The organism is Winogradskyella sediminis (assembly GCF_003387355.1).
GTDB lineage: Bacteria > Bacteroidota > Bacteroidia > Flavobacteriales > Flavobacteriaceae > Winogradskyella > Winogradskyella sediminis.
This window is the reverse complement of record NZ_QUNH01000005.1, coordinates 1-25,797: the sequence shown is the minus strand read 5'-3', so window position 1 is coordinate 25,797 and position 25,797 is coordinate 1. Positions and strand designations below refer to the sequence as shown.

General features: G+C 33.6%; 25 protein-coding genes and 3 tRNA genes. 13 read left to right on the top strand and 15 right to left on the bottom strand.

Annotation, left to right across the window (positions count from 1 at the left end):
- Positions 1–40: 40 nt before the first annotated feature.
- The 3 genes from C8N41_RS15660 to C8N41_RS15650 all read right to left on the bottom strand — a co-directional run bounded on the left by C8N41_RS15660 (position 41) and on the right by C8N41_RS15650 (position 593).
- Positions 41–124, bottom strand: a tRNA-Leu gene (locus C8N41_RS15660).
- Positions 125–183: 59 nt separating this feature from the next.
- Positions 184–256, bottom strand: a tRNA-Lys gene (locus C8N41_RS15655).
- 264 nt (positions 257–520) lie between these two features.
- Positions 521–593 (bottom strand) — tRNA-Lys (locus C8N41_RS15650).
- Positions 594–722: 129 nt separating this feature from the next.
- On the opposite strand from C8N41_RS15650, the gene C8N41_RS15645 reads away from it, so the two are divergent.
- The gene (locus C8N41_RS15645) at positions 723–1,244 is read left to right on the top strand and encodes a shikimate kinase (protein ID WP_115839945.1); all 522 of its coding nucleotides are present in this window, start codon (positions 723–725) and stop codon (positions 1,242–1,244) included.
- Here C8N41_RS15645 and C8N41_RS15640 read toward each other — a convergent pair.
- The 3 genes from C8N41_RS15640 to C8N41_RS15630 all read right to left on the bottom strand — a co-directional run bounded on the left by C8N41_RS15640 (position 1,236) and on the right by C8N41_RS15630 (position 2,850).
- A complete protein-coding gene (locus C8N41_RS15640) occupies positions 1,236–1,739 on the bottom strand; it encodes a phosphoribosyltransferase family protein (RefSeq protein ID WP_115839944.1) in 504 nt (167 codons plus the stop codon). The genes C8N41_RS15645 and C8N41_RS15640 overlap by 9 nt on opposite strands.
- A 92-nt stretch (positions 1,740–1,831) precedes the next feature.
- A complete protein-coding gene (locus tag C8N41_RS15635; RefSeq protein WP_170137141.1) occupies positions 1,832–2,407 on the bottom strand; it encodes a methyltransferase domain-containing protein in 576 nt (191 codons plus the stop codon).
- Positions 2,408–2,478: 71 nt separating this feature from the next.
- Entirely contained in the window at positions 2,479–2,850 is a 372-nt protein-coding gene (locus C8N41_RS15630) for an RNA-binding S4 domain-containing protein (protein ID WP_092443540.1), read from the bottom strand.
- A gap of 135 nt (positions 2,851–2,985) precedes the next feature.
- Here C8N41_RS15630 and C8N41_RS15625 point away from each other — a divergent pair, with 135 nt between their 5' ends.
- Complete coding sequence (locus tag C8N41_RS15625; RefSeq protein ID WP_115839942.1) at positions 2,986–4,035, top strand: FKBP-type peptidyl-prolyl cis-trans isomerase; 1,050 nt, start codon at positions 2,986–2,988, stop codon at positions 4,033–4,035.
- 89 nt (positions 4,036–4,124) lie between these two features.
- Here the strand turns inward: C8N41_RS15625 and C8N41_RS15620 are convergent, their stop codons facing one another.
- The 3 genes from C8N41_RS15620 to C8N41_RS15610 are packed head-to-tail and all read right to left on the bottom strand — an operon-like array spanning position 4,125 to position 6,627.
- Complete coding sequence (locus tag C8N41_RS15620) at positions 4,125–4,730, bottom strand: porin family protein (RefSeq protein WP_115839941.1); 606 nt, start codon at positions 4,728–4,730, stop codon at positions 4,125–4,127.
- A gap of 55 nt (positions 4,731–4,785) precedes the next feature.
- Positions 4,786–5,739, bottom strand: coding sequence for a transketolase family protein (locus C8N41_RS15615; protein ID WP_115839940.1), 954 nt, complete (start codon positions 5,737–5,739; stop codon positions 4,786–4,788).
- Positions 5,740–5,781: 42 nt separating this feature from the next.
- On the bottom strand, positions 5,782–6,627 hold the full coding sequence (locus C8N41_RS15610) for a transketolase (RefSeq protein WP_115839939.1): 846 nt from the start codon (positions 6,625–6,627) through the stop codon (positions 5,782–5,784).
- A gap of 314 nt (positions 6,628–6,941) precedes the next feature.
- On the opposite strand from C8N41_RS15610, the gene tgt reads away from it, so the two are divergent.
- The 11 genes from tgt (at position 6,942) to C8N41_RS15555 (ending at position 18,010) form a co-directional block, all read left to right on the top strand.
- Positions 6,942–8,072, top strand: coding sequence for a tRNA guanosine(34) transglycosylase Tgt (gene tgt, locus C8N41_RS15605; protein WP_092443530.1), 1,131 nt, complete (start codon positions 6,942–6,944; stop codon positions 8,070–8,072).
- A gap of 58 nt (positions 8,073–8,130) precedes the next feature.
- Positions 8,131–9,207 carry an LptF/LptG family permease gene (locus C8N41_RS15600; RefSeq protein ID WP_115839938.1) on the top strand — a complete coding sequence of 359 codons (1,077 nt, stop codon included), beginning with the start codon at positions 8,131–8,133 and terminating at the stop codon, positions 9,205–9,207.
- Positions 9,194–10,102 (top strand): DMT family transporter, encoded by a 909-nt coding sequence (locus C8N41_RS15595; protein ID WP_092443526.1) that lies wholly within the window; start codon positions 9,194–9,196, stop codon positions 10,100–10,102. Before C8N41_RS15600 ends, C8N41_RS15595 begins: the two co-directional genes overlap by 14 nt.
- 145 nt (positions 10,103–10,247) lie before the next feature.
- A complete protein-coding gene (locus C8N41_RS15590) occupies positions 10,248–11,201 on the top strand; it encodes an acetyl-CoA carboxylase carboxyltransferase subunit alpha (protein WP_092443524.1) in 954 nt (317 codons plus the stop codon).
- 167 nt (positions 11,202–11,368) lie between these two features.
- Entirely contained in the window at positions 11,369–12,901 is a 1,533-nt protein-coding gene (dnaB, locus tag C8N41_RS15585; RefSeq protein ID WP_092443522.1) for a replicative DNA helicase, read from the top strand.
- Positions 12,902–12,973: 72 nt separating this feature from the next.
- Complete coding sequence (locus C8N41_RS15580) at positions 12,974–14,008, top strand: AI-2E family transporter (RefSeq protein ID WP_092443520.1); 1,035 nt, start codon at positions 12,974–12,976, stop codon at positions 14,006–14,008.
- Positions 14,009–14,069: 61 nt separating this feature from the next.
- The gene (locus C8N41_RS15575) at positions 14,070–14,987 is read left to right on the top strand and encodes an aminotransferase class IV (protein ID WP_115839937.1); all 918 of its coding nucleotides are present in this window, start codon (positions 14,070–14,072) and stop codon (positions 14,985–14,987) included.
- The gene (locus C8N41_RS15570; protein WP_092443516.1) at positions 14,980–15,705 is read left to right on the top strand and encodes a sulfotransferase-like domain-containing protein; all 726 of its coding nucleotides are present in this window, start codon (positions 14,980–14,982) and stop codon (positions 15,703–15,705) included. The genes C8N41_RS15575 and C8N41_RS15570 overlap by 8 nt, the downstream gene beginning before the upstream one ends.
- Before the next feature lie 146 nt (positions 15,706–15,851).
- A complete protein-coding gene (locus tag C8N41_RS15565) occupies positions 15,852–17,036 on the top strand; it encodes an asparagine synthetase B (RefSeq protein WP_115839936.1) in 1,185 nt (394 codons plus the stop codon).
- 246 nt (positions 17,037–17,282) lie between these two features.
- Positions 17,283–17,561 (top strand): EF-hand domain-containing protein, encoded by a 279-nt coding sequence (locus C8N41_RS15560; protein ID WP_092443512.1) that lies wholly within the window; start codon positions 17,283–17,285, stop codon positions 17,559–17,561.
- A 17-nt stretch (positions 17,562–17,578) separates the two neighbouring features.
- The gene (locus C8N41_RS15555; RefSeq protein WP_092443510.1) at positions 17,579–18,010 is read left to right on the top strand and encodes a secondary thiamine-phosphate synthase enzyme YjbQ; all 432 of its coding nucleotides are present in this window, start codon (positions 17,579–17,581) and stop codon (positions 18,008–18,010) included.
- Here the strand turns inward: C8N41_RS15555 and C8N41_RS15550 are convergent.
- From C8N41_RS15550 to thrS, 6 genes are all read right to left on the bottom strand, one after another.
- On the bottom strand, positions 17,975–18,778 hold the full coding sequence (locus C8N41_RS15550; RefSeq protein WP_249033289.1) for an HAD family hydrolase: 804 nt from the start codon (positions 18,776–18,778) through the stop codon (positions 17,975–17,977). The genes C8N41_RS15555 and C8N41_RS15550 overlap by 36 nt on opposite strands.
- Before the next feature lie 75 nt (positions 18,779–18,853).
- Complete coding sequence (locus C8N41_RS15545) at positions 18,854–22,114, bottom strand: amidohydrolase family protein (protein ID WP_115839934.1); 3,261 nt, start codon at positions 22,112–22,114, stop codon at positions 18,854–18,856.
- A 170-nt stretch (positions 22,115–22,284) separates the two neighbouring features.
- Positions 22,285–22,629, bottom strand: coding sequence for a 50S ribosomal protein L20 (gene rplT / locus C8N41_RS15540; protein WP_092443504.1), 345 nt, complete (start codon positions 22,627–22,629; stop codon positions 22,285–22,287).
- Between the two features lie 107 nt (positions 22,630–22,736).
- Positions 22,737–22,934: a 50S ribosomal protein L35 gene (gene rpmI, locus C8N41_RS15535; protein ID WP_092443502.1), complete on the bottom strand. Its 198-nt coding sequence runs from the start codon at positions 22,932–22,934 to the stop codon at positions 22,737–22,739.
- A 58-nt stretch (positions 22,935–22,992) separates the two neighbouring features.
- Positions 22,993–23,541 carry a translation initiation factor IF-3 gene (gene infC / locus C8N41_RS15530; protein ID WP_092443500.1) on the bottom strand — a complete coding sequence of 183 codons (549 nt, stop codon included), beginning with the start codon at positions 23,539–23,541 and terminating at the stop codon, positions 22,993–22,995.
- Positions 23,542–23,578: 37 nt separating this feature from the next.
- On the bottom strand, positions 23,579–25,522 hold the full coding sequence (gene thrS / locus C8N41_RS15525) for a threonine--tRNA ligase (protein WP_115839933.1): 1,944 nt from the start codon (positions 25,520–25,522) through the stop codon (positions 23,579–23,581).
- Positions 25,523–25,797: the final 275 nt, after the last annotated feature.

The window sequence follows — 25,797 nt, the reverse complement described above, 5'->3', positions numbered from 1 at the left end:
TGTTTACTGCTAATAAAAAGTATATTGATTAAAGTGATTGTGCGCACGAGAAGACTCGAACTTCCACGGACTAATGTCCACCAACCCCTCAAGCTGGCGCGTCTACCAATTCCGCCACGTGCGCAAAATAATTATGAAGTAAATATAAAAAAAAGTTAAGCATAAAACTTAACTTTCTTTTAGTGACCAGTCTGGGGCTCGAACCCAGGACCCTCTCCTTAAAAGGGAGATGCTCTGCCAACTGAGCTAACTGGTCAATACTGCTTTTCTCTAACGAGGGTGCAAATATAATATCTTTATGCAAATACAAAGAACAGAATTAAAAAAATATTCATTTTTTTATTTAAAAAAATAGATCTTAAAAGCTATATAATTCTTGTGGTTTGGATATGAGTTTGTTACGTGTGTGGTATATGGCTTACAAATTAAAAATTATTATGACATATTAATTTTATGTCATGTAGTTTCAATTCAGTATAAAACAAAAAAAAAAAGTTAAGCACAATGCTTAACTTTTTAGTGACCAGTCTGGGGCTCGAACCCAGGACCCTCTCCTTAAAAGGGAGATGCTCTGCCAACTGAGCTAACTGGTCAATACTGCTTTTCTCTAACGAGGGTGCAAATATATAAGCTTTCTTTAATTTAACAATACTTTTTTTAATTTTTTTTCGTTTTTTTGTCATGAATAAACCTATTGGTTTAATAATCAATTTATAAGTACGATGATAATAGTTTTAATAGGGTATATGGGTTCGGGAAAATCAACTATTGGTAAGGCATTAGCTACAAAGTTGAATTGTAAATTTTTAGATCTCGATGATTATATTTCTGATAAAGAAAATACTTCAATTTCAAACCTCTTTAAAAAGAAAGGCGAAATTTATTTTAGAAAAAAAGAAACTGAGTATTTAAAGGAGCTTGTAAATAGTTCTCAGCCTATTGTACTTGCCTTAGGTGGAGGTACACCTTGTTATGGTAATAATATGACTCTGCTAACCGAAACGTCTCATGTCGTTTCATTTTATCTTAAATTATCGATTCCTCTTTTAGCGAAACGCTTATTTAATGAGAGAGACACACGTCCGTTAATTAGTCATTTGGAGATAGAGGCAGAATTATTAGAATTTATAGGAAAACATTTATTTGAACGCACTCAATATTATAGTAAGTCTGATTTTACCTTACAAACCGATTATAAATCAGAACAAGAAATTTTAGAAGATCTAATGTCGCATTTAGTCTAAATAGGCCTCGTACGGTTGCTTAGAGATGTTAACATGCACATGCTCAAATAAGGAAGTTGACAGCGAAATCCCTTTAAAATCAGCTTTTACAGGATATTTTTTGTGATTTCGATTCACTAAAACAGCTGTTTTAAATTGCTTTAAAGGCACATCTAAAAAATGTTTTATTCCATATATAAGTGTACTTCCAGAATTTAAGACATCATCGATAAGGACTAAAGATTTATTGGTGTAATCAGCCTTTACAATTGACGTTGTTATAGGATTAGTAGGTTCTAATTTGTTAATAGATACCTTGCATAAAGTGGACTTAATCGGTGAAATTTTATCTAAATTAGATTTTATTTTCTTAGCAAGAATATAGCCATTACTTTCAATGCCGGCAATGATAAGTTCAGTTTCGTTAACGTTGCTTTCATAGATTTGATACGCTATTCGTTTTATTTTATGCTCAATTTCTTTATGACTTAAAATCGTGTTTTTTGTCAGTGCCATAGATTAATTTTAGAAAATTAAGATTTAATATAAGAAACAGCTTTTAATTCCACAGTGCTATTCTGCAAAAGACAAAATCTGCTCACTACCCATTATGGAGTCTCAAAGATAAAAAACAGTTCTTTACCTTGTCGTTCTTTTATAGAATTAATTGAAGGTTCTAAAACTTTTATTTTAAAATTTGTTTTAAATAAGGATTGATAGTCTGAAAGGGAGCCGCCAAATGGAGGTCCGGCTTTATCAAATTCAGAATTAAATAATAATCCAACCAGCTTGCCGTTTGGTTTTAGCAACTGAGACATTTGCGATACGTACTGAGTTCTTAGGTTAGGATCCAAGGCGCTAAAGAAAGTTTGTTCTATAATAAGATCAAAATTGTCATTTAAGGTAAAGAAATCGGAATGTAGAAGTTGGTTATCAGGAAAATCTGGAACACGCTCCTTAAAATGTTGTAACGGTTGTTTAGCGAAATCTAATACATAGACGTTTTTAAAACCTATACTCCATAGATATTCGGCTTCATAACTATTGCCTGCACCTGGAATTAAAATTTTTAAGCTTTTGTCCGTAAGTTGATCAAAGTATGCTTTAAGTGGCGTTGAAACGTAACCAATATTCCAACCTGTTTGTTCAGAGGTGTAGCGAGCTTCCCAATAAGTTTTATCCATGTGATCCATATGCAAAAGGTATTAATTAGAGTATATTGTTAGAGTTTAAAACTTACGTTTTGCAAAAATAATTACTCTTCATCATCATAGAAGCTATCAATATCGCGTCTGTCTTTTTTAGTTGGTCTTCCAGAACCTTTCTTTCGATAATAATCTTTGCTATATTTTAATAGCTCCTTGGCTTCAAAAGCGGATTTAGGTGTGGTATCAGTTCTATAAAGGTCCACCAATTTTGCTCCAACGCGATTTGGAGGAATATCGTTAACTGTAAGTTGGTAAATGATTTGATCTTTTCTCAGTTCAATCTTATCCGTAGGGAAAACTTCTCTTGACGGTTTTACTGGAGCTCCATTAACTTTTATTTGCCCTTTTTTGCATGCACCCGTGGCAATACTTCTTGTTTTATAATAGCGTACACACCATAAATATTTATCAATTCGCATATCTTTTTTACTAAAATCTACGTTAATGTTGTAGTGCAAAAATATTATATTATTGTATCTTGCGCGTTAAAAATAAGCAATAATGAACTTTGCAATATCAACTGTAGAGGTTTATTACAAACAATATTAGTTTCTATGAAAATTAAAATTTTAAGATTTAGTCTTTTATTAGTGGTTTTATTAAACATTCTAGTCTCGTGTAAGAACGATGACGATGATTCTGTAGATTTTGTTGAGGAAGACAGAACTGAGCAGCAAGCAAAAGACAAAGATTCTTTAATAGCCTATTTAACATCACATTATTATAACTCTGGTTTTTTTGAAACAGGTACAAATCATAAATATACAGATATAGTAATAACAGCTTTAGAAGAAGGTGAAACCGTACCAGATGGCCATACATTATTAATGTCGGCAGTAGAATTGCGTACAACTACATATTTTGAAACAGATTATGAATATTACGTTTTAAATATTAATCAAGGAGGTGGTGGTTCTCCAGCATTTACAGATATGGTTCGTGTAAGATATAGCGGAAGTTCTATAAATGAAGCCTTAGATGATAATTATGAAACTTTTGACTCTAGTGTTACTCCAATTAATTTTAATTTGCAAACAGATGGATTTAGCTTTAGCGTTATTAAGGCGTGGCAACTAGTAATGCCAACGTTTAATGCATCATCTAGCTATGAAATAGATGACAATGGTATTTTTACCTTTACGAATCCTGGTTTAGGAATAATGTTTATTCCTTCTGGATTGGGGTATTTTTCTGGGACTAGCACAGGATCTTCATATGATAATTTAATGTTTAAATTTGAATTGTTACAATATGAAGTTGAAGATCATGACAGTGATGGTGTGCCGTCTTATCTCGAAGATAGAGATGGTGACTTAGATGTGGTTGATGATGATACAGATGAAGATTTTTCTCCAAACTTTATAGATATTGATGATGATGGAGATAATGTAGCAACGCTTGATGAATTAATACCATCGACATATATCGTAAATACAAATAATAATGACGAAGAACCAGTGCTTGGTGCTAATGAATATGAAATAAGTAGAGTTACAATAGATGGTGTTATAACAATTAAAACGGTAACTATAGCAGACTCTAATAACGATGGCACACCAGATTATTTAGACGAAACAATCACTATTAATTATAATGAAATCTAAGCATTAAAATTAATTATACATACAACATTAAAAAAAGCCGCTCAAAAAAATGAGCGGCTTTTTTAATATGTTTTATTTATCATCTATTACTAAAGCGCAAGGGATAAACTTAATATTAATTGATCTGGTCTTGTATCAATTCTGCTTTCGAATACTTCATCAAGATTAAGATTAGTGTCAATGAATGTCGCTTCATTTTCGCTAAAGCCTCTTTCGTACCTTAAGTCAATTCCAATATTATTAAAACTAAGTCCGATGCCAAAATTTAAACCTATAGAGAAATCGTCTTCAACATTATCAATTTCAATACCTTCAAACTCTGTATCCAATAAATACTGAAATGAAGGTCCAGCAAAAACGCTAACAGGACCTAAGATTTTAACACCTACTAATACAGGAGCATCAATTTTCTTAACAGAAAATTCATCACTATAATAATCACTTCGCGTTGCGGTATACATTAGCTCTGGTTTTAAATAAAGGCGATTACCGATTTTACCAAAAAGTCCAATGTGGTACCCAATATTACGATCCGGATTTTTAGCATTAGCACTCGCAGATTCAAAATAATCTCCATTAGCACTGTAATTCAGGCCTCCTTTAATTCCAAAAGAATTACCATTCTGTGCTGTCATTGAAAAGCCAACTAAAGCCAAAATCGCAGTTGCAATAACTGTTTTTTGTAAATGTTTCATAATGTTCGTTTTTTAAGATTAAGAACTTACTTTCAAAAACGATGCCAGATGAAATTTATTTTCTTTTCATCACTTTTTTAACCGCTTTCTGTATGGCATCGCTATTTAAACCATACTTATCCATAAGTTGAGCTGGTGTACCAGATTCACCAAACGTATCGTTGGTTGCCACAAACTCTTGAGGGGTTGGTTTGTGTTGAGCTAATACTCTAGCAACACTTTCTCCAAGTCCACCCAAATAATTGTGTTCTTCTGCGGTTACAATACATCCCGTTTTAGATACCGATTCTATAATAGCTTTATCGTCTAAAGGTTTAATGGTATGAATATTTATAACTTCGGCAGAAATACCAGCTTCATGTAATGCTTTTGATGCTTCTAAAGCTTCCCATACTAAGTGCCCTGTAGCTACTATAGTTACATCAGTTCCTTCTGTAAGTTGAATAGCTTTTCCGATTTCAAATTTCTGATCTGCAGGAGTAAAAATTGGTACAGACGGACGACCAAATCTTAGGTAAACAGGTCCATCGTAGTCTGCGATTGCAATTGTTGCAGCTTTTGTTTGGTTATAATCACAAGGATTAATAACAACCATGCCTGGTAACATTTTCATTAATCCGATGTCTTCTAAAATTTGATGAGTCGCACCATCTTCTCCTAGGGTTAACCCAGCATGAGATGCACAAATTTTTACATTCTTACCAGAGTAAGCAATAGATTGGCGAATTTGGTCGTAAACTCTACCAGTAGAGAAATTAGCAAACGTTCCGGTAAAAGGAATTTTTCCTCCTATGGTTAAACCTGCTGCAATGCCCATCATATTAGCTTCTGCAATTCCTATTTGAAAGAAACGTTCTGGGTTTTCATCAATGAATTCGTTCATTTTTAAAGACCCAATTAAGTCTGCACAAAGTGCTACAACATTAGGATTTGTACGTCCTAATTCTGCTAAACCTGCACCAAATCCACTTCTGGTATCTTTCTTTTCTGTATATGTGTATGTTTTCATAATAATGCCCATACAAATGGGTATCTGTTTAATTATACTTTTTTAGTAATCTCCTAGAGTTTCAGTATTTTGTTCTAACCCAATAGCCAATTGCTCGTCATTTGGTGCTTTACCATGCCAAGCATGTGTATGCATCATAAAATCGACACCATTACCCATTACCGTGTGTAGAAGTACACAAACAGGTTTTCCTTGTCCTGTTAATGATTTTGCTTTTTTCATGCCTTCTAGTACAGCTTCAATATCATTTCCTTTTTCGATGTCTAAAACGGTCCAACCGAAAGCTTCAAATTTAGCTCTTAGACTTCCCATTGGTAAAACATCGTCTGTACAGCCATCAATCTGTTGTTGGTTTAAATCAATGGTTGAAATAAGATTATCCACTTTTTTAGCAGAAGCATACATTATAGCTTCCCAATTCTGACCTTCTTGTAATTCTCCATCACCATGCAGACTGTATACCAAATGGTCATCATTATTAAGTTTTTTGGCTTGTGCAGCTCCAATAGCCACAGACATACCTTGACCAAGAGAACCCGAAGCAATTCTAATGCCTGGTAAGCCTTCATGCGTAGTTGGATGGCCTTGTAAACGTGAGTCGATAAGTCTAAAGGTATTTAATTCTTCAACAGGAAAATATCCAGATCTAGCCAATACACTATAGTATACAGGAGAAATGTGTCCGTTAGAAAGAAAAAATAAATCCTCTCCAATACCGTCCATATCAAAACCGTCTTTAGTTTCCATGAGCTTTTGGTATAGAGAAACAAAAAATTCAGCACAACCTAGTGATCCACCTGGATGACCAGAGTTTACCTTGTGTACCATTCGTAAAATATCTCTACGAACTTGAGTAGTTAAATCAGTTAATTCTTTAATGTTTGGCATGTTATTTTGCTTAAGTTTTATGCTACAAAAATAACTTTTTACTTAGGCTTATCAAAAGTTGAAAACGTGCACTTATTAACGAATTGAATGATTTGCTAACAATATGCTTAAAATTGTAATATTCACAATGTAAAATCTAAAAATTGTGACTGCACTATTTTTTAAATCTAATTTAAGAAGGAATGTAGTAGAGTTATTTATATTTGCCCTCAGACTTATATTTAATGACATGAGCATGCTGAAGAATTATCAATTCAATAGAGTGGTAAATTGCAAAACACATGTGTGCACTGAAAAACAATAAGTAATAACACATGAAATTTACAAGAGTAGCAAACGATAAGCAAACCAAAGCTAGAGCAGGATCTATTACTACAGATCATGGCACTATAGAAACACCTATTTTTATGCCAGTAGGCACTGTAGCTTCGGTAAAAGGTGTGCATCAAAGAGAACTTAAAAATGATATCAATCCAGATATTATTTTAGGAAATACATACCATCTTTATTTAAGACCTCAAACTCCAATTTTAGAACAAGCAGGCGGTTTGCATAAATTTATGAATTGGGATCGTAATATCTTAACTGATTCTGGAGGATATCAAGTTTATTCATTATCGTCTAATAGAAAGATAAAAGAAGAAGGTGTAAAGTTTAAATCGCATATTGATGGTAGCTACCATGTATTTACACCAGAAAATGTAATGGAAGTTCAACGTAGTATTGGCGCAGATATTATTATGGCCTTTGATGAGTGTACACCTTATCCATGCGATTATCATTACGCTAAGCGTTCTATGCATATGACGCATCGTTGGTTAGAGCGTTGTTTAACTCATTTAAAAAAGACTCCGTTTACATACGATTACGAACAGACGTTTTTTCCAATTGTGCAAGGAAGTACGTACAAAGATTTACGTCAACAATCTGCAGAATATATTGCCAATGCAGGAGCTGAAGGTAATGCCATTGGTGGATTGTCTGTAGGAGAGCCTGCAGAAGAAATGTATGCAATGACCGATGTGGTTTGTAGCATTCTACCAGAGGATAAGCCGCGGTATTTAATGGGAGTAGGGACACCAATCAATATATTAGAAAATATTGCGTTAGGTGTAGACATGTTTGATTGTGTGATGCCAACAAGAAATGCTAGAAATGGTATGTTATTTACAGCACATGGCTCTATTAATATCAAAAATTTAAAATGGGCAAATGATTTTTCACCCATAGATGAAATGGGAATAACCTTTGTAGATACAGAATATAGCAAAGCATATTTAAGACATTTGTTCACTGTAAATGAATTATTAGGAAAACAAATTGCAACTATTCATAACCTAGGGTTTTATCTATGGTTAACGAGAGAAGCCCGAAAACACATAATTGCAGGTGATTTTGGTACTTGGAAGGATAAAATGGTAAAGCAAATGGACAACAGACTGTAAGGTAATTTTTAGTGTAAATTCAGAAATTATAATTTTAATCCATAATTAAACGAGCAACTTGAAAATACTAGATTGGTACATATTAAAACGGTATTTATTTACATTCCTGATGATGTTATTGCTGTTTGTTCCTATCGGAATAATTGTAGACTTAGCGGAGAAGGTAGGTAAGATGTTAGAAAATGATGTGCCATTTGGAGAGGTAGCATTTTATTATTTAGATTTTACTGTTTATTTCGCTAATCTTCTATTTCCATTATTCTTATTTTTATCGGTGATTTGGTTTACTTCTAAACTGGCTAATAATACAGAAATTGTTGCGTTTTTAAGTTCGGGTGTTTCTTTTTCGAGGTTTTTAAGGCCGTATATAATAGGAGCTTCAATTGTTGCAGGTTTCGCTTTGTTTTTAGGGATGTATTTAGCGCCAATTGCCAGCCAAGGTTTTAATGAATTTAAATTTAAATACCTTAAAAAAGGTAGATCTATTCAGCAAACCAAAGATGTGTATCAACAAATTAATGATAACGATTATATCTACGTTAGTAATTTTATACCTAAAACCAGCACAGGTTTAAAATTCACTTACGAACATTTTGAAAATAACGAACTGAAATATAAAATCTTTGCAGACCGCATTAGTTATGTTGAAAAAGATAGTGTCTATAAACTGATTACTTATATAAAACGTTCGTTTAATGATGGAGTTGAAACGGTTGAGCAAGAAGGTCAGAAACTTATGGATTTCCCTTTTGAGCTTGAAGATCTTACTCCCGTACAATATGCTGCCGAGACGAAATCTTATGGAGAATTATTGAAATTTATTGCTGCAGAAAAACGACGCGGATCGCCAAATATTGGTCGCTATGAAGTAGTGAAATTAAAAAAGTGGAGTTTACCTGTATCTATATTTATTCTTACCATTATTGCAGTTGCGGTATCGTCTGTAAAACGACGTGGAGGTATGGGAACAAATTTAGCCGTTGGTATTGCCATTGCTATGATTTATGTGTTCTTTGATAAAGTATTTGGAGTCATGGCAGAACAATCTAATTTCCCAGCGATAGTTGCAGTGTGGTTTCCTAATGTAATATTTGGTATTTTAGCTGTATATCTCCTTCAAAATGCCAAACGCTAAATTAAAGCATTATCTGCACTTACATTTTCTTGTTATCATTGCCGGTTTTACAGCCATTTTAGGTGAGTTAATTACCATTGGTGCCATAGAACTCGTTTGGTATAGAATGGCAATGGCCGGAATTTTAATGTTTATTTATATTAAAGTCGTACAGGTAAATATTAAAATAACAAAGACCTCACTTTTACAATTTTCTGCAGCTGGTGTAATCATCGCTTTACATTGGATTACTTTTTTTGAAGCCATCAACCAAGCCAATGTGTCTATTGCTTTAGCTATGTTTTCTTCTGGAGCTTTCTTTGCTTCATTTATAGAACCTTTAATATTTAAGCGACGTATTCTGGGCTATGAAATTATCTTTGGAATCATTGTTATTCTTGGAGTCTATTTAATTACGAGTAGCGAAATGGGATATATTAATGGTATTATTTTAGGGTTGCTTTCCGCTTTATTCTCAACATTATTTGCAGTCATTAATGGTCTTTTTATAACAAAGCATAATGCGACTGTGATTTCATTTTATGAGTTTGTCAGTGGTGTCTTGTTTTTAACGGTCTTTATTTTATGTACAGGTAAAACTTTTAATGCTGAGTTTTTTACACTTTCAAATTCCGATTGGATGTATTTGTTTATTTTGGCTTCAGTATGTACGGCTTATGCATTTATTGGATCTGTAGATATCATGCGATATATCAGTCCTTTTACTGTTATTTTAAGTTATAACTTAGAACCTGTATACGGTATTGCTATAGCCTTGGCACTTTTTCCTGAGACTGAAAAAATGTCTCCACAATTTTATATCGGTGCTATTCTCGTTTTAATGACCGTTTTATTCGATGCCATTTTTAAGAATTATAAAAGGCAAAAACGCAAATCGAATAGTATTACCAATTAAATTTTTAATGTTTCTTGAATAAATTCTATTTTTGTAAATTGAAAATGCGAACTTACTTTTTTGAGTATTTTTTCTAATATAGAAATAAGAATACGTAGGTTTGTAACCTAACTATACTAACTAAACAAAACTAACTTCAAATTGTATGGAATATTTAGAGTTTGAATTACCAATAAAAGAACTTGAAGAGCAATTAGATAAATGCGAGATTATAGGTAAAGAAAGTGATGTCGATGTCACCGAAACTTGTAAGCAGATTGAAAAAAAGCTCGCTGAAACTAAGAAAGATATTTATAAAAATCTTTCAGCATGGCAACGTGTTCAGTTATCTCGCCACCCTAATAGACCTTATACCTTAGATCATATAAAAGCACTCTGTGGTGATACATTTTTAGAACTACACGGAGACCGAAATGTAAAGGATGATAAGGCCATGATTGGAGGTCTAGGTAAAATAGGTGACCAATCATATATGTTTATTGGACAACAAAAAGGGTTTAATACCAAAACAAGACAGTATCGTAATTTTGGAATGTCTAATCCTGAAGGGTATCGTAAAGCTTTACGATTAATGAAATCTGCTGAAAAATTTGGAATTCCTGTAGTAACGTTAATCGATACACCAGGTGCTTATCCAGGATTAGAAGCAGAAGAGCGCGGACAAGGGGAAGCAATTGCCAGAAATATTTTAGAAATGGCACGTCTTAAAGTACCAATCATCACCATCATAATTGGTGAAGGTGCTTCTGGTGGAGCCTTAGGTATTGGTGTTGGAGATCGTGTTATGATGTTAGAGAATACTTGGTATTCTGTAATTTCACCAGAATCTTGTTCTTCTATTTTATGGAGAAGCTGGGAATATAAAGAACAAGCTGCAGAAGCGTTAAAACTTACAGCTAAGGATATGAAACGTATGAAATTGGTCGATTCAATTATTAAAGAACCACTTGGTGGAGCTCATACGGATAGAGACAAAACGTTTTTAGCAGTAAAAAATGCAATCGAAAAAGCGTATGGTGAACTTAAAAACTTATCACCAAAAGATTTAGTAAATCAACGAATGGAAAAATACGACGCCATGGGTGTCTATAAGGATTAATTCCACTAAACATAGGATACTAAAAAAACTGAAGTTTAGGCTTCGGTTTTTTTTGGCGCTATTAAAAATATAATCAAGTTATTAACAGTTAGATTGTTGAAGATATGTTGAAATCGTAAAGCGAAGATTTTCATTTCCTCAACACTATTTAACTACTTTTGTTACTTATGAAACAACCCAATCCAGTACAAGGCTACAAAGTTGATAAAGGCACTATCATTAATTTAGAGAAAGGTAAAATACCTCCTCAAGCAACTGATTTAGAAGAGGTTGTAATTGGTGCGATGATGATAGATAAAAAAGGAGTCGATGAAGTTATTGATATCCTTAGTCCTGATGCGTTCTATAAAGAAGCGCATAAGTATATCTTTGAAGCCATCTTTAAATTGTTCGAAAACAGTGAGCCTATTGACTTATTAACCGTTTCTAGTCAATTAAAAAAAGATCAAAAGCTAGAAGCTATTGGAGGTGATTTTTATCTTATTTCTTTAACACAACGTGTATCGTCTTCGGCGCATATCGAATTCCATGCACGTATTATTCTTCAGAAATATATTCAGAGAAGTTTAATAAAAATTTCAAACGAAATTATTGAAGAAGCGTATGATGAAACTAAAGATGTTTTTGACTTATTAGATACTGCAGAGGCAAAGTTGTATGAAGTCACCCAAGGTAACGTAAAAAAATCTACAGAATCTGCTCAGAGTTTGGTAATTCAAGCGAAGAAGAAAATCGAAGAAATGTCCAATAAAGAGGGAATGAGTGGTGTGCCTTCTGGTTTCGATAAGTTAGATAAATTAACCTCAGGTTGGCAACCAAGTGATTTAATTATTGTTGCGGCACGTCCTGGTATGGGAAAAACAGCCTTAACACTTACCATGGCCAGAAATGTGGCTGTTAATAGTAATACACCTGTAGCGTTCTTTTCTTTAGAGATGTCCTCTGTACAGTTAATTACACGACTAATTTCTAGTGAAACGGGTTTGTCTTCAGAAAAGTTAAGAACGGGTAAATTAGAAAAGCACGAATGGGAACAGCTTAATGTTAAAGTTAAAACATTAGAGCAAGCACCGTTATTTATAGATGATACTCCATCACTTTCTATTTTCGACTTAAGAGCAAAAGCGCGTCGTTTAGCGTCTCAATATGGCATTAAGATGATTATGATAGATTACTTGCAGTTAATGACCGCAGGTGGAAGTCAAAAAGGAGGAAACCGTGAACAGGAAATTTCCATGATTTCTCGAAACTTAAAAGCTCTAGCAAAAGAATTAAGTGTGCCGGTAATAGCTTTATCTCAGTTATCACGTGCTGTAGAAACGCGTGGTGGAAGTAAAAGACCTTTACTATCCGATTTACGTGAATCTGGTGCCATTGAGCAAGATGCAGATATCGTATCCTTTATTTATAGACCTGAATATTATAAAATTGATGAATGGGATGATGAAGAACGTTCACCAACCGAAGGTCAAGGAGAATTTATTGTAGCAAAGCACAGAAATGGTGGCTTAGAAAATATTAGATTAAAGTTTATCGGTCATTTAGGTAAGTTCGATAATTTAGATGATTTTGACACACCGTTTGGTGAATACCATTCCAAAATGAATGAAGCAGCTAATGATAATACCTTTACTCCAGATAAATTCCCGTCTGCCTCAGATGCCTTTGGTGGACCAGAGGATGATGGAGTACCATTTTAACAGCAATTTAAGCTTTTAAAAACTGTATTTTAACTTATCTTTGAGGGCTTAGTTTAAAAAGTAATCTGCCTCATGTTAGAACAAAGACGTACAACCAATGTATTGCTGTTAATTTTAGTGGTGCCTTTAGTATTTTATTTACTAAAGATATTGTCTTTTATTTTTATTCCATTGATTTTTTCAATGTTTATAGCATTATTATTCTTGCCATTAATGCGATGGTTGGGACGTAGAAATGTACCTAAAATTGTCAGTATTATTATTGTACTCTTGTTAGTTGCAATAGGTCTCAAGATTGGGGTAGAGCTTGTTCAGTTATCAAGCAAGCAAATATTAGCGAATAACACTGGGTTTTTATCTAAAGCAGAGTTAAAAATAGCGGATCTAAAAGTATATCTATTTGATAACTTTGGGATAGAGATTGAACAAGAACACGGCCTTATTGGTCAACTATTCGAAAAAGAAAATCTTGGTTCTACACTCGGATTCGTAAACTCGTTTTTAACCGCTTTATTAATGACCGTATTTTTTGTGGTATTATGGTTAGCAGAATCGATTAATGTGCATAAATTACTCAATAGCACGTTGCTAAAACGTAAGCATACCTCTGTTAAAACCTTTATGAAAATTGAAAAAGACTTAATTAAATTTATAAAAGTTAAAGTTTTAGTCAGTGCACTTACCGGAATATTTACAGGATTAATGTGTGTCTTTTTTGATGTTAGTTTTCCTATTTTCTGGGGTTTATTTGCTTTTGCAATTAACTTTGTTCAAATGGTAGGTTCTTTTATTTCTGTTATTCTCTTATCTATTTTTGCTTTTGTAGAATTAGATCCAACGAGTACATTGTTCTTTTTTATCTTTTCTATTTCTATGGTTCAAGTGACTTTTGGCGCAATTTTAGAACCTATTTTTATGGGAAAATCTTTTTCCATAAATGTCATTGCGGTACTTGTAATGCTGATGTTTTGGGGATTTCTTTGGGGCATTCCTGGTTTAATTATGGCCATTCCAATTACGGTTTTTATCAAAATTATTTTAGAACAATTTGAAGGAACTAAAGTGATTGCAAGCTTACTCTCAGGTAATGAAACTACCATGGAGTAAATCGTTTTTTTAGAGCTTTAAAATATAATTTTATTTATCTTTCGATATTAAAATTATAAATATGGTTCATGGAACGCACAATGCTATTGAAGATAGTAGAAATAACGATATTCTAATTTCAATAAACGATCAATTATTTCCGCGTAAAGACGCTAAAATTTCCGTTTTCGATAGTGGTTACTTAGTCGGTGATGGTATTTGGGAAGCCTTACGATTACATCATGGTGTATTAGTATTTTTGGACGATCATTTTAATCGCTTATGGACTGCTGCAGCTTCAGTTGGTATGCATTTACCTTTTTCAAAGAAAGAATTACAAGCTAAAGTAATGCGAACACTAAAAGCAAATAACATGACCGACGGAGTACATGTGAGAATCATGGTTACTCGCGGTATCAAGAAAACACCATCACAAGATCCTCGTCTCACAATTTCTGGTCCAAATGTAGTGATTATACCAGAATATAAAACGGCTTCACAAGATTCTAAAGAAAAAGGAATTACTCTTTTTACAAGTACAATTAGAAGAGGTTCGCCAGATTATTTAGACCCAAGGTTAAATTGCCACAGTAAACTTCATGAAGTTCAAGCGCTTATTCAAGCTATACAAGCTGGTGCAGACGAAGCTTTAATGTTAGATGTTAATGGTTTTGTTTCTACTTGTAATGCGACTAATTTTTTTATAGTGCATAAAGGAGAAGTGTGGACTTCAACTAGCAAATATTGTATGAATGGTATTACCAGAGCCAAAGTTATTGAAATCTGTAATACAAACCATATACCTTGTTTTGAAAAAGACTTTTCACTATTTGATGTTTATGGAGCCGATGAAGCGTTTGTGACAGGAACTTTTGGTGGTTTAACTCCGGTAACAAAAATTGACGGAAGGCAGATTGGCGAAGGTAATTATGGGAGCGTCACTAAAAAACTGAATGCACTTTACGAAGCGTTAATTGAAAATACGGTACACAATGAATAACATAACACGTATTTGTTTATGGTCTGGACCAAGAAATATTTCGACAGCTTTAATGTATGCTTTTGCCCAAAGAGAAGATACCAAAGTATTTGATGAACCATTGTATGGTTATTATTTAAAAAATCATCCTGAAGCTCATACGTACCATCCAGGTGCTGACTTAATATTGAAGAGCATGGAAAACGACGGAGAAAAGGTCGTTAGCATGATGCTAGAGAATACTGAAAAACCAGTTTTGTTTTTTAAACAAATGACACATCATTTATGGAACTTGAAGCGTGATTTTATGAAAAAAATGGTGAACGTCATCCTTACAAGAGATCCAAAAGAGATGCTACCTTCTTTTAATAAAGTTATAAAAAATCCAAGCATAGATGATGTTGGCTATGCACTGCATGTAGAGTTGATAGAATATTTTAAAACACATCAGATTCCTTTTGTGGTATTAGATGCAAAAAAAGTATTATTAAACCCAAAAGGAACATTGCAAAAGCTATGCACATTTGCTAATATTCCTTTTGATAACAAGATGCTCTCATGGCAACCACAACAGCTTAAAGAAGATGGTATTTGGGCAAAGTATTGGTATAAAAATGTTCACCTATCTCATGGTTTTATACCTTATAAACCAAAAGAAGAAAAAATTTCAGAACATTTAAAACCATTATTAAATGAATGTCTTACACATTACAACCAACTTATAACTTATTCAATATAGGTCTTAAAAGAATGCTAAATCAATCTTTTATAGACTAAAATATAGCTATATTTCGTTATAAATCTATGACCTTGAAAAATCTACTTTTTATAATTTTTAGCCTATGCTTTAGTTTAAATGCTTTTGCATCTTATATTCTTATTCCAATGGATGCAGAAACACAGAGCAATCATTTAAAGGCATATGGTATAACCTATTGGACGCTAGAACGCGAACTGAAAGTAAAATGGCTACTAAATTATAGAGGTGGTTCGTTTTTATTACCTGATGCGGAAATTATTCAACGCGAATGCCAAATTAGAGGAGTGTCTTTTGAAGTTATTTCTGATGCTAAAGCAACACAAATTTTAGAAGGTATTGCTAGTCCTGCGGTAAATCAAGAAGCCGTTGTATTAGAAAAAGCACCAAAAATTGCGGTTTATACGCCAACGGGATTAAAACCATGGGATGATGCTGTGACCATGGTGCTAACGTATGCTGAAATTCCTTATGAAACCATTTATGATGAAGAAGTGTTAAAGGACGAATTGCTTCTTTATGATTGGTTGCACTTACATCACGAAGATTTTACAGGTCAATATGGAAAGTTTTATAGAGCATACCGTTCTGCAGCTTGGTATATTGAAGATAAAAAAGAAGCTGAAGCTTTGGCCAGAAAATTAGGTTACGATAAAGTGTCTGATGAAAAATTAGCGGTGGCTTTGAAAATAAGAGATTATGTTGTGGGTGGTGGATTTATGTTTGCTATGTGTTCTGCTACGGATAGTTTTGATATTGCATTATCGGCTGAAGGAGTTGATATTTGCGAACCAATGTTTGATGGAGACGGTAGCGATCCAGGATATCAGAATAAAATTGATTTTAGTAAAACGTTTGCTTTTAAAGATTATATATTAGAACGCAGCCCTAATGTTTATGAGTTTTCATCTATAGACATGACAACCAAACGAAAAATACCTAAAACCACGGATTATTTTTCGTTGATGGAATATTCGGCTAAATGGGATCCAATTCCAACCATGTTAACTCAAAACCATACAGCTCTGGTTAAAGGATTTATGGGCCAAACTACAGCTTTTGCTCGCGGCCAAATTAAGTCTAATGTTTTGGTTATGGGAGAAAACCGTACCAATGGTGAAGCTAAATACATTCATGGTATTAAAGGAAAAGGCTTCTTTACATTTTATGGTGGTCACGATCCTGAAGATTATACACATAGAGTAGGAGATCCTAAAACAGAATTAGACCTACATCCAACATCACCAGGCTATCGTTTGATTTTGAATAATGTTCTGTTTCCAGCAGCTAAGAAGAAAAAGCAGAAAACATAAAATGAAATATTTTATTACGTATCTCATTCTCCCATTCTGAATTTGTAATACCATTTATAGCGAACGCTTAATTAAAATGAGACCAGTTAAGTCTTAAATCGTGATTTTTTAATATTTCCGAAGTATTGATTAGGAAGTAGAATTTTGAAGTAACCAAAATTAAAGCTTACTTTAGAATCACTTTTTTCTACTCTATAATAATGCGCTTACAGTAATATTACTTATTTTTAATAAAATGCTTTACATATGTTCTCTAAAGAAACCATACTAAACAAAATCCGAATCTTAATTACCAACCATTTTGAAACTCCAGAGGACGCGTTTAAGTTTTTTGATAAAGATGGAGACGGAAAACTAAATAAAGCTGAAATTGTAAAATTATTGAAAGAAGCTAAAATTACTGGATTTATACGTGGTATGGTGTATTCAAAATTAATAGAAGGCTATGATAAAGATGGTGATGATCTTATTAGTTGGGAAGAATTTAAATTTGCAATCGACGAAATGTCAGATGAATCTAATTAAAATTATGATGCGATATTATGAAATTTTTTCAGAAAGAACTTAAACTTCAGGCATACAGTAGAGGGTTTCACTTAATTACTAAAAACATATTACAGGCAATTCCAGAAATCAGCCAAATAAAAATCGGACAATTACAAGTCTTTATAAAACATACTTCAGCAAGTTTAACGATAAATGAAAATGCAGACCCTACGGTGAGGTTAGATTTTGAAAGTCATATGAATGTTATGGTACCAGAAAATCAATCCTATTACCAGCATACATTTGAAGGCTCTGATGATATGCCAGCACATATTAAAGCGTCTTTAATGGAAACATCGGTACAAATTCCTATTACAGACGGTAAATTAAATCTTGGAATTTGGCAAGGCATTTATCTTTGCGAACACAGAAATAGAGCAAGTAGGAGGCAATTAGTGCTTACCGCTTTCGGCAATGAGTTGTTCTAAAACTAATTCTACACCATTGTTATCATTAGTAGATGTTTCAAATTTGGCCAGCAATTTTACATCCGGATGCGCATTTTTCATGGCATAACTGTATTTGGCTCGTTTTAGCATTTCCAAATCATTATTATAGTCTCCAAATACCATTGTTTCAGCAGGCGTAATATTTAATTGATGTTGTAGAAATGTAAGAGCATTTCCTTTATTAGTAATGGCCTCAGATATATCCACCCAATGATTTCCAGAAACCACCACATTAAGTTCTGGTTTTAGGTGTTTTACAAATGGAAAAATATGGGCTTCAGAATTTGAAGTGTGGTATAAGGCTATTTTTATAATGTCATCGGTAATCTCTTCAAAAGTATTAATGATGGTATAATTAGAATAATATTCAGAAAACGTTTTTACTAATTCATCTGGTGCTCTAAGAATAAATGCTTGATTTTGGGTACAGAAAATAGGATAGGTATCTGCTATAGATGTTACTGTGTTATATAATGCTTTTAATCGCTTAGTATGCAATGTGTTTGAAAGCAATACTTCTTCAGCTTTAATAACTAAACCTCCATTTTCAGCAACGATTATTATGTCTTCTTTTATGGATTGAAGTTTTTCAATAATACTGTAATATGGTCGACCACTAGCTGCTACAAACTGAATATTTTTCTGTTTTAAATTTTTAAATAGTGTAAAGAACTTAGAACTGACTTCGTGATTAGAATTTAGAAGAGTACCATCCATGTCTGTTACGACCATTTTTACGTCTTTCATGTTATATATATCAAAAGTTGAATTCAAATTAAGTGAAATAAAAAACCGATTCATAATAGAATCGGTTTTTTGTTTTTAGTGAGAACCTATATGACAACCGCAGGTTTCCCGAGTAAAGCTATGAGAGGCTTCATGCCAAGGAAAGGCTTGGTTGTATTTATTGTTTTCCCAGTAGAATAGAGTACGTTCTTTCGGATGATTTCCAATTTCATTCATGGTTTCAGTATCATAGAATCGTCCATTAATCATGGTATAAATAATGCTTTCAGAATTTCTAATATCTTCTAAAGGGTTCTTGTCCATTACAATTAAATCAGCCAATTTGCCTTTTTTTAGTGAACCGATATCGTTGCCTGCACCTATATAATTAGCACCATTTATAGTGGCTGCTTTTAAAGCTTCTAGATTGGACATACCTCCTTGATGAAGAGACCAAAGTTCCCAATGGGCACCAAGACCTTGTAGTTGTCCATGAGCACCAAGGTTTACTTTTACACCTGCATCACTAAGAGCTTTTGTGGTCTTTGAAACCAAAATATGTCCGTTTTCGTACTCTTCATCTGGTACCATAATACGGTGTCTAGAACGCGAATCTATAATGCCTCTTGGTGTGTATTTTAATAATTTTTCATTTTCCCAAACATTTGTTTTTTGATACCAGTATACTTCACTATTCATACCACCATAATTGACAATAAGTGTAGGCGTATAGCCAACATTACTTTTTCCCCAAAGTTCTAAAACATCTTTATAAACCGGAGCAACTGGTATATTATGCTCAACTCCAGTATGTCCATCCATAACCATGGTGATATTGTGGTAAAATGTAGAACCACCTTCCGGAACCACAAATATACCTTCTTCTCTAGCTGCTTGTAACACTTGTTGTCTTTGTTCTCGTCTTGGCTGATTATAACTCTTAACGGATAATGCACCAAACGCTTTTGTACGTCTAATTGATGAACGTGCATCTTCAAGATTATTTATAACGGCTTTAAAATCTCCATCAGCTCCATAAAGTATAAAACCAGTAGAGTAGAGGCGTGGTCCAACAAGTTCACCTGTTTTTTGTAATTCGGAAAGAGCAAAAATGGTTTCAGTATGGGCAGAGGGATCATGGGATGTTGTTACTCCATAGGCTAAATTTGCATAAAATTGCCAATGCTTTTGTGTTGTTAATCCGTATCTAAAGCCACCAATATGGGCGTGTGCATCTACCATGCCTGGCATTATTGTTTTTCCTGAAACATCATATATTTTGGCATCAGAAGGGATTGTAATATCTGATGATTGTCCTATGGATTCTATTATGTTTTGGTTAATAATAATCGTTCCGTTTTCTATAACTCTATCACCTTCCATAGTAATGAGTCGTGCTCCTTTTAGAGCAATTCTTCCTGAAGGTTTATCAGTCTTAGCTTCGACATTAATGGTAATGCTTTTTTCTACAAGCTTAACATCTTCAGAAGCTTCTGCCGAAAAATATTGGTTACCTAAGGTCCAATGCAAAGTTTTACTGTCTTTAGACCAATGTAGATTGATACCAGCGTCTTTAGAGAGTTGAGTTACCGGAACATATTGACTTTTATCGGTTAAGTCTAAAGTTTTTCCGGATTTTGGCATCGGTGCCAAATATACCTTATGTAAATGCACAAAAGCAATCCAATTACTATCAGGACTAGGTACTAAGATATTACCGTGTTTGGATTTTACTAGTGTACGCTTATCAAAACCATTAAGGTCAATACTTTTTAATTCTTTAGTTAGAGCTCCAAAGAACTGCCCACCGTGTTGATATATAATGCGAGAATCGTCTGCATTAAACCGTGGATAATCTCCTTCTTTAGTAATTAGTTTATGGTTTGTACCATCACTATCCATACGATAGATACCTGTTTTTTTAGAAAATGTACGGCCTTGTTCATTGTTTCCTCCTTCTTTTCGATAAACAATTTGCTTGCCGTTATGTGCATATGATGGATTTCTATAAATACCTTTTTCTGATGTTAATTTTTTAGGTGCTCCTCCAGTTGAAGGGATCTCGTAAATAGCTCCTAGATTGTCGTCATTCCATGTAACATAGGTTATGGTAGTTCCATCTGGTGAAAAGGTTGGTTCAAATTCAAAATCGGTACCTGAAGTTAATCTTTTAGCTTTACCATTAGGTAATTTTTGAGTGTATAAATAGCCAAGGGCATTAAATACAATTGATTTTCCATCGGGTGAAGTCTCAACATGTCTAATAACTTTAGCATTAAAAGTATCTGGTGCTACAGGAGTATTAAATTTAACCGCTTTAGCAATTTTGATTGTGGCGTTGGCTTGAAAAGGAATATCAGAAACTTGAAGTGAATTGATATTGATTTTGTTAATTTTTCCGCCAGACCAAATTACGATATCTTCATTATTTGGCATCCAATTAAAATTGGTATACACTCCAAAAATGGCCCAAGCTTCTTGTTGGTCTTTATTGAGTTGATCATAGACTGGCCATTCTTCTCCCGTTTCTAAATCGTGAATAAATAGTACAGATTTTGTGCGTACTCGCTTTATAAAGGCTAATTTTTTTCCATCTCTAGAGACCTGAGGACGTGCTGCTCCTCCAGGACCACCAGTAATTCTTGTCGTTTTTCCCGTTTCCATATCGTATCTATTGATAACATAGATTTGACTGTTAGGGTCTTTATTATATTGAAAATAGCCACCAGGATAAACATCTTCACTGTAGTATAAATATTTGCCATCTGGAGAGATACTAGGTTCATTAACGTCTTGTTGATCGTTTTTCTTTTTAGTAAGTTGAAGTCCAGTTCCACCAGTTTTATGATACATCCATAACTCTCCTGCACCCAATGAGCGACTAGAGGTAAAGTGTTTTCTTGCAATAATATAATTGCCATCTGGAGTCCAAATGGCATTGTTTAATAACCTAAAATTTTCTTTTGTAATTTGCTTTGCATTTGAGCCGTCTGCGTCCATAACCCAAATGTTATCACCTCCGCCTGCATCACTAGTAAATGTAATGTATTTACCGTTAGGGCTAAATCGTGGTTGAATTTCAAAAGGTAATCCTTCTCTTAAAAGTTGTGCTTTTCCACCTTTAATGTCTAGTTTATAAATATCTCCTAATAGATCAAAAACAATGTGTTTTCCATCTGGACTAACATCGAGGTTCATCCATGTGCCTTCGTTAGTGGAGAGTTTTATAGATTTAAAATCCCAATCACCTTCAGGATTTGCGACACTCCAAGATTTTGATTTTTCAGTTTTTTGAGAATATGCATTAGGAGTAAGTAGTAGAATAAAGATGTTGATAATGAGTAAAATACGCTTCATATTATTAGTTTTAATAAAAGTGTAAGTTAAACATAAAAAATGAGTTTGTGCATATGACCTAAGCGCAGTAAATAGCTTTTGATTTTTAGGATAAGGGCATAAAAAAAACCGACTCAAATTAATGAATCGGTTTTTATAAGCGAAATGTTGTTATCAATTTGGCTAAAAGCCTATTTTACTTTGTTTACTATAGCTTCAAAAGCTTCTGGGTGATTCATTGCTAAATCGGCAAGTACCTTACGGTTCAAGTCAATGTTATTAGATTTTAATCCTCCCATAAATTTTGAATAGCTCATTCCATGTTGTCTTGCACCTGCGTTAATACGCATAATCCATAACGAACGGAATGTTCTCTTTTTATTTCTACGGTCTCTATACGAATATTGCATCGCTTTATCAACCGCATTTTTTGCTACTGTCCAAACGTTTTTACGTCTTCCGAAGTAACCTTTTGCTTGCTTAAGAACCTTTTTTCTTCTGGCTCTCTTTGCTACTGAATTTACTGATCTTGGCATTTCTTTTAATTGTTTTTTGTAGTAGGCGGTCTAAATTAATAGACACTTGCTAAATTATTTTGCCTAACTCCAGGGTTTATAAATTGTGTTAACCGATTAAAACAGAATTACTTTAAACGTAATAAAGTTTTAATATTGTCCTCGTCTGCTTTATGTACTAAAGCATCATGAGTTAATTTAAGCTTGCGCTTTTTAGATTTTTTTGTCAAGATATGACTCTTAAAAGCATGCTTCCTTTTAATCTTACCAGTGCCAGTTAGTTTGAAACGTTTCTTAGCACTCGATTTTGTTTTCATTTTAGGCATTTTCTCCTCTTTTTAATTTACGTTTCGCTTATTATCGTTTTGCTGAATTATTCAGCTTTTATTTTTTCTTAGGTGCAATGAACATAATCATTCGCTTTCCTTCAAGTTTTGGCATTTGTTCTACTTTTCCAAATTCTTCAAGATCTTGTGCCAATCTTAATAATAAGATTTGACCTTGCTCTTTAAAAACTATGGAACGTCCTTTAAAGAATACAAACGCTTTTAATTTAGCTCCATCTTTTAGGAACTTTTCAGCGTGTTTCTTTTTAAACTCGTAATCATGGTCGTCTGTCTGAGGACCAAAACGAATTTCTTTCACGATAACTTTAGTCGCTTTAGACTTCAGTGTTTTTTCTCGCTTTTTCTGCTCGTAAAGGAATTTTTTATAATCCATAACTTTACAAACAGGAGGGTTCGCATTTGGCGAAATCTCAACGAGATCCAAACCTTGTTCATCGGCTAAGGATAATGCCTGTTTGATAGGATAAACTCCTATTTCTACATTATCTCCGACTAATCTTACTTCTTCAGATCTGATCTTAGAATTTATACGGTGTTTATCTTCTTGAGATACACGTCTTGTAAAATTCTTTCTGTTTCTACGTATTGCTATGGCTTCTGTATTTAAATTAAACTTATTTTTATTATTTAAAAGTCTTTAAACTTTTACTAATTCTTTCTTTTACTATTTTAACAAAGTCTTCTACACTAATTGTGCCAAGGTCTTCGCCACCATGTTGACGCACTGTTATTGTATTATCCTTTTCTTCTTGCTCACCAACAATAATCATAAAAGGAAACTTTTGCATTTCAGCTTCACGAATTTTCTTACCTACAGTTTCATTTCTATTGTCTGTGAGGGCGCGAATTTCGTCATTTTCTAGCGAAATTAAAACTTTTTCGGCGTATTTTTCATATTTCTCACTTATTGAAAGTATTATTGCTTGTTCTGGCATTAACCAAAGTGGGAAATTTCCGCCAGTATGCTCTAGTAAAATTGCAATGAATCTTTCCATACTTCCAAAGGGCGCACGGTGAATCATTACTGGTCTGTGCATTTCGTTATCACTGCCTTTATAAGCTAAATCAAAACGTTCTGGTAGATTATAATCTACTTGTATGGTTCCTAATTGCCATTGTCTACCTAAAGCATCTTTAACCATAAAGTCTAACTTTGGTCCATAAAATGCAGCTTCACCAGTTTCAACAACATAGTTCAGGCCTTTATCTTTTGCTGCATTTAAAATAGCTTCTTCCGCTTTCTGCCAATTTTCATCACTACCAATGTATTTTTCTAGGTTTTCAGGATCTCTTAATGAAACTTGAGCTGTGAAGTTCTCAAAACCTAAAGAGCCAAATACATAAAGTACTAAATCGATAACATCTTTAAATTCTTTATCTAATTGATCTGGTGTACAGAAAATATGAGCATCGTCTTGCGTAAAACCTCTAACTCTTGTTAAGCCATGTAATTCACCACTTTGTTCGTATCTGTAAACAGTTCCAAATTCTGCATAGCGTTTTGGTAATTCTTTATAGGAAAAAGGTTTAGAATTATAAATCTCACAATGATGAGGGCAATTCATTGGTTTTAATAAAAATTCTTCACCTTCAGAAGGAGTTGCAATAGGTTGAAAACTGTCTTCTCCATATTTTGCATAGTGGCCAGAAGTAACATATAATTCTTTTTGACCAATATGAGGTGTGACAACCATTTCGTAACCAGCTTTCTTTTGTGCGGCTTTTAGAAAATTTTCTAGTCTTTCTCTTAGAGCAGCACCTTTAGGTAACCATAAAGGTAAACCTTGTCCTACTCGTTGAGAGAACGTAAACAGTTCTAATTCTTTACCAAGTTTACGGTGGTCTCTTTTCTTAGCTTCTTCTAATAGCTCCAAGTATTCTGTCAGTTCCTTTTGTTTAGGAAAAGAAATACCGTAAACTCTAGTTAATTGTTTATTCTTTTCATCACCTTTATAGTAAGCACCAGCAACACTTAAAATCTTAACTGCTTTTATAATTCCGGTATTTGGTATATGTCCACCCCGACAAAGATCTGTAAAAGTAGAATGGTCACAAAAACTAATCGTACCATCTTCTAAGTTGTCAATTAAATCAACTTTATATTCGTTTTTTCCTTCATAATAGGATAAAGCTTCAGCTTTAGAAACATCACGCATCTTAAAATCGTGCTTGCCTCTAGCGATTTCTATCATTTTAGTTTCAATAGATTTAAAATCCTTTTCAGAAATAGTGCCTTCTTTACCTAAATCAACGTCATAATAAAACCCATTATCTATTGCTGGACCAACCCAAAGTTTTACTCCAGGGTATAATTCTTCTAAGGCTTGAGCTAAAACGTGAGCAGAAGAATGCCAAAATGCTTTTTTTCCTTCATCATCTCTAAAAGTATATAAGGTAAGACTACCGTCTGTGGTTAATGGAGTGGTGGTTTCAATAACTGTATCATTGAATTTTGCTGAAATAACATTACGCGCAAATCCAGCACTAATGTCTACAGCCACTTCATAAGGAGTTACATCTTTTTCGAAAGATCTAACCGAACCATCTGGTAGAGTAATTTGTATCATTATATATAGTATAAATTTTAGCCTACAAAGATATACCTATATAAGGAATAGACAAAGTGAAGTTTCTATAATTATTGATTCGTGTTATTATAGCGTTTCACTTTAGCTTTTAATGAGCAAAAGTGCCGCGTCATCCGCTATATCTTTTTTGTTTAACGCTTATATTATAATGATTGCTACCTATAATATAAGATTGTCTACTTTATATAAAGAGAATATAGAAACAAAAAAGGATGCCGTTACTACCGCTAACGCACATACTTGTTATGGTTCTA